Source organism: Pseudomonas sp. SDO5532_S415 (assembly GCF_054071155.1).
In genome coordinates this window covers 1-6922 of sequence record NZ_JBSVWS010000236.1, presented here as the reverse complement: position 1 = coordinate 6922, position 6922 = coordinate 1, and the positions used below count along the sequence as shown (strand labels likewise).

General features: G+C 60.4%; 9 protein-coding genes. 7 read left to right on the top strand and 2 right to left on the bottom strand.

Features of this window, described 5'->3' with window-relative positions:
• The first annotated feature begins 88 nt into the window (after positions 1-88).
• Positions 89-334 (top strand): DUF2789 domain-containing protein, encoded by a 246-nt coding sequence (locus tag ACW9HW_RS27965; RefSeq protein WP_095192446.1) that lies wholly within the window; start codon positions 89-91, stop codon positions 332-334.
• Positions 335-338: 4 nt separating this feature from the next.
• Here ACW9HW_RS27965 and ACW9HW_RS27960 read toward each other — a convergent pair whose 3' ends face one another.
• Positions 339-620 carry a type II toxin-antitoxin system RelE/ParE family toxin gene (locus tag ACW9HW_RS27960; RefSeq protein WP_457402549.1) on the bottom strand — a complete coding sequence of 94 codons (282 nt, stop codon included), beginning with the start codon at positions 618-620 and terminating at the stop codon, positions 339-341.
• Complete coding sequence (locus ACW9HW_RS27955; protein ID WP_095192444.1) at positions 617-895, bottom strand: antitoxin of toxin-antitoxin stability system; 279 nt, start codon at positions 893-895, stop codon at positions 617-619. The genes ACW9HW_RS27960 and ACW9HW_RS27955 overlap by 4 nt, the downstream gene beginning before the upstream one ends.
• A 198-nt stretch (positions 896-1093) precedes the next feature.
• Between ACW9HW_RS27955 and ACW9HW_RS27950 the strand changes: the two genes are divergently transcribed.
• The 6 genes from ACW9HW_RS27950 to ACW9HW_RS27925 all read left to right on the top strand — a co-directional run bounded on the left by ACW9HW_RS27950 (position 1094) and on the right by ACW9HW_RS27925 (position 6854).
• Positions 1094-1522 carry a MarR family winged helix-turn-helix transcriptional regulator gene (locus tag ACW9HW_RS27950; protein ID WP_095192443.1) on the top strand — a complete coding sequence of 143 codons (429 nt, stop codon included), beginning with the start codon at positions 1094-1096 and terminating at the stop codon, positions 1520-1522.
• Complete coding sequence (locus tag ACW9HW_RS27945) at positions 1519-3591, top strand: FUSC family protein (protein WP_457402547.1); 2073 nt, start codon at positions 1519-1521, stop codon at positions 3589-3591. Before ACW9HW_RS27950 ends, ACW9HW_RS27945 begins: the two co-directional genes overlap by 4 nt.
• A complete protein-coding gene (locus ACW9HW_RS27940) occupies positions 3588-3797 on the top strand; it encodes a DUF1656 domain-containing protein (RefSeq protein WP_095192441.1) in 210 nt (69 codons plus the stop codon). The genes ACW9HW_RS27945 and ACW9HW_RS27940 overlap by 4 nt, the downstream gene beginning before the upstream one ends.
• Entirely contained in the window at positions 3794-4681 is an 888-nt protein-coding gene (locus ACW9HW_RS27935; RefSeq protein WP_457402544.1) for an efflux RND transporter periplasmic adaptor subunit, read from the top strand. The genes ACW9HW_RS27940 and ACW9HW_RS27935 overlap by 4 nt, the downstream gene beginning before the upstream one ends.
• Complete coding sequence (locus tag ACW9HW_RS27930) at positions 4678-6126, top strand: efflux transporter outer membrane subunit (protein WP_457402542.1); 1449 nt, start codon at positions 4678-4680, stop codon at positions 6124-6126. Before ACW9HW_RS27935 ends, ACW9HW_RS27930 begins: the two co-directional genes overlap by 4 nt.
• A gap of 92 nt (positions 6127-6218) precedes the next feature.
• Positions 6219-6854, top strand: coding sequence for an NADH:ubiquinone oxidoreductase subunit N (locus tag ACW9HW_RS27925; protein WP_095192438.1), 636 nt, complete (start codon positions 6219-6221; stop codon positions 6852-6854).
• Positions 6855-6922 lie beyond the last annotated feature (68 nt).

Sequence of the window (6922 nt, the reverse complement as noted above, 5' to 3'; positions counted from 1 at the left end):
CACATGGGATCGCGTTTCTCTTGTGGGAGCGAGCCTGCTCGCGAATGACTGCGAAGCAGTCACCTCACGACGAAAGAAGGAGTCAGACATGGAAAACCCAACCCACAGCCTCCCATCCCTGTTCAAACAACTCGGCCTGCCGGACGACGCCGAAAGCATCGACAAATTCATCGCCACCCATTCACCGCTCAAACCGGAACTGCATCTGGCAGATGCGTTTTTCTGGAATCCAAGTCAGGCAGATCTGTTGCGTAATGAAATACTGGATGACGCCGATTGGGCCGAGGTGGTGGATCAACTGGATGTGATGCTGAGGAAGGGGCGGGGGGTGTAGGCGTTTAGTTCGCTGGAGGCCATTGTCGGGATGTATGAACCAAGGCAAGTATCCAGACTGCATCCAGTTCCTGTTGATAAATCATGCGATAACTCTGGTGCGGAATGAGTTCGCGAGTGCCTGAGACGATTCCAGCAGGACCACTCCCGGGGTTCTGTACAAGTCTGGATATCGCATCGCTGAAGCGGTTATCCATGTCGATGGCCGCTTTTGGGTTAACGGTGTGTAAGTAATCCCAAATGTCTGCACGGTCCTGTGCTGCTTCCTTCGTCCAGATTATTTTCATTCTTGTATAGCTGCCCTTCCACGCCTGGCGGCGAACTCTGCTTCAACTTCCTCATTCGTCAGACCATCACCTTTGCGCATGGAAGCACGAGCGATATCCACTTTACGTTGCAGGAATGCTTCGTACTCACGTGACTCTCGTTGTGTTTGAACAAATTGACGCATCATTTCCCGAACAATTTGCGAGGCAGGCCGGTGAGCCGCTTCTGCTTCGGCCATGAACTGTTCGCGCAATTCTGATTCGAGTTTCATCGTAAAAACGGCTTGCTTTGACATGACCTGGCCTCTGAACACGTGTGATGAAAAAGTATATACAAATTCATTACGCTGGTTCGCCAGCGGCAGTCAAGAATGACGGGTGGTCACGAATTTGTTTCAAAACTTGACGAAAAATCCCCTCCAATGCCATATTGATAGTTAGCAAACTAACAGTGTGTGCATTCCCTCGTGCCGAATAACCTCGACGCTCTCCAGATGAACATCAGCAGCTCCATGGTGGTGGCCGCGCGGCATTGGCGGAAGATCTGCCAGACGACGCTGGTCAACTATGGAATCTCCGAAGCTTGCGCCGTCCCGTTGTTGATGATCGGACGCTTGGGCGATGGTGTGCGGCAAGTGGCGGTGGCGCAGGCGTCGGGGATGGAGAGTCCGTCGCTGGTGCGCCTGCTCGACCAGCTGTGCCATGCCGGTCATGTCTGCCGCACCGAAGACGCCCAGGATCGCCGCGCCAAATGCCTGAGCCTCACCGACAGCGGACGGACGCTGGTGCAAACCGTCGAGGTCGAACTGGTGCGTTTGCGCAATGAAGCGCTGGAAGGCATCGACCGGCGTGATCTGGAAGCCGCGCTGCGTGTGTTGAAGGCCTTCGAATCGGCCAGTCCATTTCCGGTGACCCACCCTTGAACGGTTTCTTTACCGGCATGCCCCCGGCGCGGGACTGGTTCTACGGTGTGCGCACCTTCGCGGCTTCGATGATCGCGCTGTACATCGCCCTGCTCATGCAAATGCCGCGTCCGTACTGGGCGATGGCCACGGTGTACATCGTTTCCAATCCGTTTCTCGGCCCGACCACATCCAAGGCGCTGTACCGCGCGGTCGGTACCTTGCTGGGTGCTGTCGCAGCCGTTTTTTTCGTGCCGATGTTCGTCCAGAGCCCCTATGTGCTGGTGCTGGTCATTGCCCTGTGGACAGGGACGTTGCTGTTCCTGTCCTTGCATCTGCGTACTGCCAACAACTACGCGTTGATGCTGGCCGGATACACCTTGCCCTTGATCGCATTGCCGGTGGTGGATAACCCTTTGGCGGTGTGGGACGTAGCGGAAGCGCGCACCGAGGAAATCTTTCTGGGCATCGCCGTCGCAGCAGTGGTCGGCGCGATCTTCTGGCCGCGGCGGCTGGCGCCGGTGTTCAACGATTCGGTGAGCAAATGGTTTGCCGATGCATCGACCTACAGTCTGCGTTTTCTCAGCCGCAACGTGCAGCCGGATGAAGTCAGTGGATTGCGCGCATCGATGGTCGCGACCTTCAACAGCCTGGAATTGATGATCGGCCAGTTGCCCCACGAGGGTGCGCGTCCGCAGACCGTGCGCAACACCAATGAATTGCGCGGGCGCATGATTCACTTGCTGCCGGTGATCGATGCCCTTGACGATGCGCTTTACGCCCTCGAACGGCGCACACCCGAGCTTGTGGACAAGTTCGCGCCGCTGCTCGGCGCCACTTCCGATTGGCTACAGCACAAAGACGCCGACATTGACCGCTGGCAGGCGTTGAAGCATCAGCTCGAAGCCTTGCAGCCCAGTACGCAGGCGCTGGAGGATCGCAAGCAGCTGCTGTTTTCCAACGCGCTGTATCGCCTCGGCGAATGGATCGATCTATGGCAGGACTGCCGCAGCCTGCAAATCGCCATCCAGTGTGAAAACCAGGACAGCTGGCGTGCGGTGTATCGCCATTGGCGGCTGGGGCGGCTGACGCCGTTTCTGGATCGTGGCCTGATGCTTTATTCGGCGGCGTCCACCGTCACCGCGATCATTGTCGCGTCGGTACTGTGGATTTTGCTCGGCTGGACTGACGGTGGCGCGGCGGTGATCCTGGCCGCCGTGGCGTGCAGCTTCTTCGCTTCGATGGACGACCCGGCGCCGCAGATTTACCGGTTCTTTTTCTGGACGGCGATGTCGGTACTGTTTGCCAGCCTGTATCTGTTTCTGGTGCTGCCCAACCTGCATGATTTCCCGATGCTGGTGTTGGCGTTCGCCGTGCCGTTCATCATCGTCGGCACCCTGACGGTCAAGCCGCAGTTTTACCTGGGGATGCTGCTGACCCTGGTCAACACTTCGTCCTTCATCAGCATTCAGGGCGCCTACGACGCAGATTTCCTCAGCTTCGCCAATTCCAACCTGGCAGGCCCCATCGGCCTGCTGTTTGCGTTCATTTGGACCCTGGTTGCCCGGCCATTCGGCGCCGAGCTGGCGGCCAAGCGCCTGACCCGTTTCAGCTGGCGCGACATTGTCAGCCTCACCGAGCCGGCAACGCTGGCCGAGCACCGGCACCTGGGTGTGCAGGTACTGGATCGCTTGATGCAGCACTTGCCGCGCCTGGCCATGACCGGCCAGGACACCGGCATCGCCCTGCGGGAAGTGCGCGTGGTGCTGAATCTGCTGGACCTGCTCGCCTATACGCCACGGGTTGATGGCGTGCCGCAGGCGCTGCTGCATCAGGTGGTGGCTGAGGTCGGCAAATACTTCAAGGCGTGCCTCAAGGCCGGTGAACGCTTGCCGGCGCCGAGTCCGTTGCTGATGACCCTTGACCGCACCCGTCGCGCCCTCGCTGGCGCGGGTGACGAGCAAACCCGCCTGCACCTGCTGCACGCCTTGAGCGGCTTGCGCCTGGCGCTGTTGCCGGGCGTCGAATTCGTCGGTTCCGCAGAGCAAGAAGAACCGCTTCCCCATGGCATCGATGGAGCGCCTTTATGATCGGTGATCTGGATATCAGCGGGGTGTTCCTGCCTACGCTGCTGGTGCTGATGGGCTTTACGTACGTGTTGTACCTGCTGGTGCATGGGGTACTGACGCGCCTGCACTTTTACCGTCTGGTCTGGCACCGGGCATTGTTTAACGTGGCTCTCTACGCTTTGCTGCTTGGCGTGGTGGACTCACTCAGTCGATACCTGATGACATGAAAAAACCTTTATTGACCATCGGTCGCGTGGTCCTGACCCTGTTGATCGTGAGCTTCGCCGTTGTCGTGGTCTGGCGCATGGTGATGTATTACATGTTTGCCCCCTGGACCCGCGACGGGCACATCCGTGCCGACATCGTGCAGATCGCGCCGGACGTGTCCGGACTGATCCAGCAGGTGGAAGTACGCGATAACCAAATGGTCAAGCGAGGGCAGGTGCTGTTCAGCATTGACCAGGACCGCTTCAAGCTGGCCCTGCGCCAGGCAAAAGCGGCGGTGGCCGACCGCGAAGAAACCCTGGCCCAGGCCCAGCGTGAAGCCAAGCGCAACAAGGGCCTCGGTAATCTGGTGCCGGGCGAGCAACTGGAGGAAAGCCAGTCGCGGGTGGCCCGTGCCCAAGTGGCGTTGATGGAAGCTCAGGTGGCGGTGGACAGCGCTCAGCTCAACCTTGATCGCTCGGTGATCCGCAGCCCGGTGGACGGTTACGTCAACGACCGCGCGCCGCGTACCCAGGAGTTTGTCAGTGCAGGGCGGCCGGTGTTGTCAGTGGTCGACAGCAACTCTTTCCACATCGACGGCTATTTCGAAGAAACCAAGCTGGACGGCATTCATGTCGGCCAAAGCGTCGACATCCGCGTGATCGGCGACCGTGCGCGGCTGCGCGGTCACGTCGAAAGCATCGTCGCCGGTATCGAAGACCGCGACCGCACCAGCGGCAGCAACCTGTTGCCCAACGTCAATCCGGCGTTCAGCTGGGTGCGGCTGGCCCAACGGATTCCGGTGCGGATTGCCTTCGATGACGTGCCGGCGGATTTCCGCATGATCGCCGGGCGCACCGCCACGGTGTCGATCATTGATGATCAGGTCCGGGGGCCGGGGCAATGAGCAAGGCCTCGGTTTTAGCGGTCGCCGGATTGGGTTTGCTGTTGTCGGCGTGCCAGGTGGTCGGGCCGGACTATCACTTGCCCGTAGAAGCGGCCATCCACCGTGAAGACTTGCAGGGTGAACTGGCGGTCGACGGCAAGCCGGTGGTTTCGGCACCGGTGCCTGCCGATTGGTGGCGCCTGTACAACGACCCGCGGCTCGACCAGCTGGTTCAGCAAGCCATGGCGTCCAATACTGACTTGCGCGTGGCGGCGGCGAACCTGCTGCGGGCTCGCGCCCAGGTCGACGAAGCCGAGGCGGCGGGCGGCTGGAGCGCCGGTGTGAAGATGGGTGCCCAACGCTTGCAGGAATCCGGCGAAGCGTTCCTCTTGCCGGAAAAAGTACCGGTGGCCAACATCGGTGATATCGGCATCAGCGCCTCGTACCAGTTCGACCTGTTCGGCACCTTGCAGCGCGGCATCGAAGCGGCCAAGGCCAATGCCGATGCGACGCAAGCCGCGGCCGATACTGCACGCATCACCCTGGTGGCCGACGTGGTACGCGCCTACACGCAAGTGTGTGCAGCCAACGAAGAGCGGGAAATCGCCCAGCACTCCCTCGATCTGCAAGCCCAGAGCACCACGCTGATTCAACGTCTGCGCGATGCTGGGCGCGGCGATGAAACCCAGGTCACCCGTTCGCAAACCCAATTCAAATCCCTGCGCGCCGACATGCCGCGTTATGAGGCGGCGCGCCAGGCTGGTCTGTTCCGCTTGTCGATGTTGCTGGCTAAACCGGTAAATCAATTACCTGCCGGGACCGACAGCTGCGCCGAACTGCCGAAAATTGCCCGATTGATGCCGGTGGGGGATGGTGCGACATTGCTCAAGCGGCGTCCCGACGTACGGCAGGCTGAGCGCCGACTGGCGGCTGCGACCGCCACCATCGGCGTTGCTACGGGTCAGCTGTACCCGGACATCAGCATCGGCGCGACCGTCGGTACCATCGGTATCCTGGATAACCTCGGCGAGCCGTCCACCAACCGCTGGGGCTTTGGACCCTCGCTGACCTGGACGGTGCCGACCAACGGCGCCCGCGCGCGTATCCGCGAGGCCGAAGCGGCCACTCAAGGCGCACTGGCACATTTCGACGGCGTGGTACTCAACGCCATTCGTGAAGCCCAGACCGGCCTGGCCCAGTACTCAGCGTTGCTGCAACGCCGTGAGGCCCTGGCGGACGCCGAGCAATCGGCGAAACTGGCCGCCGATCAGACTCATCGTTTCTTCCAGGCCGGCCGCGCGTCGTTCCTGGCGGACCTGCAAGCGACCCGTACCTACACCGACGTCACGGCACAACTGGCCGCTGCGAACACTCAGGTTGCGACGAGCCAGATCGATTTGTTCCTGGCCCTGGGTGGCGGTTGGGAAAGCGGACGAACGCAAGCGTCGAACTCCGGCAAACCCTGAGGCCGTTGCTATGCTTTGAAGTGTTGAAAGGGCGTTCGTGAAAAACGCCCTTGCTTCGCACAAGGCTTGCGCAGGTCATGGGGAAACCAATAATGAAAAACCCTTATGCTCTCGGCTTCTGGTGTGCCGTCGTGGCGTTGGTGCTGCTCACGGCGACCTATTTCTACGGCATCATGCTGGCCCACCAGATCGACAAGGCGATGGTATTTCTCGACAGTGCCGCCGCGCTGATCGCCGTGATGTCCATCGCGGTGGTGGCCTGGGCGTCCGTCCAGACGCAGCGGATCAAAAAAAGGCAACTCGAACAAGGCAAGACCCTGGTGCTGATCTGGGACACCAAGGTGGCGTTGCGTCGTGTCGAAACGGTGTTCGACCGCTATTTCTGGGGCAGTTACTGGCAACCGGGGCGCACGTTCCAGGAAGTCATGGGCGAGCTCACTGGCACGCCGCTGGAAAAGAGCCTCGAAACCCTGAAGAAGCAATGCCTGGAGCTGGACAAACAAGTGGCCGACGACGGTCGGCACTGGCTCAACAACGCCCGGGAACTGGCCGATGTCGCCACCGCCATGGCTCGTGAGCGCTATCAACTGGACTTCTGCGACCCCCGTGGGGAAGTGACGGGCGGGGCGGTGATCAATCGGGATTTTGAAGTGCTGGTGTACACCTGGACCGCGCGGCTCAAAACCTTTGATCATCAGCTGGATGAGATCGAAGTACAGTATTCCTGATCCGAAGTGCCTGGACTGACGCTTTCGCGAGCAGGCTCGCTCCCACAGGGGATTGCATTCCAAATGTG

Bases quoted from the DNA above. Each gene is read 5' to 3' on its own strand.
- ACW9HW_RS27965 (WP_095192446.1), top strand. From the start codon at position 89: ATGGAAAACCCAACCCACAGCCTCCCATCCCTGTTCAAACAACTCGGC.
- ACW9HW_RS27960 (WP_457402549.1), bottom strand. From the start codon at position 620: ATGAAAATAATCTGGACGAAGGAAGCAGCACAGGACCGTGCAGACATT.
- ACW9HW_RS27955 (WP_095192444.1), bottom strand. From the start codon at position 895: ATGTCAAAGCAAGCCGTTTTTACGATGAAACTCGAATCAGAATTGCGC.
- ACW9HW_RS27950 (WP_095192443.1), top strand. From the start codon at position 1,094: ATGAACATCAGCAGCTCCATGGTGGTGGCCGCGCGGCATTGGCGGAAG.
- ACW9HW_RS27940 (WP_095192441.1), top strand. From the start codon at position 3,588: ATGATCGGTGATCTGGATATCAGCGGGGTGTTCCTGCCTACGCTGCTG.
- ACW9HW_RS27935 (WP_457402544.1), top strand. From the start codon at position 3,794: ATGAAAAAACCTTTATTGACCATCGGTCGCGTGGTCCTGACCCTGTTG.
- ACW9HW_RS27930 (WP_457402542.1), top strand. From the start codon at position 4,678: ATGAGCAAGGCCTCGGTTTTAGCGGTCGCCGGATTGGGTTTGCTGTTG.
- ACW9HW_RS27925 (WP_095192438.1), top strand. From the start codon at position 6,219: ATGAAAAACCCTTATGCTCTCGGCTTCTGGTGTGCCGTCGTGGCGTTG.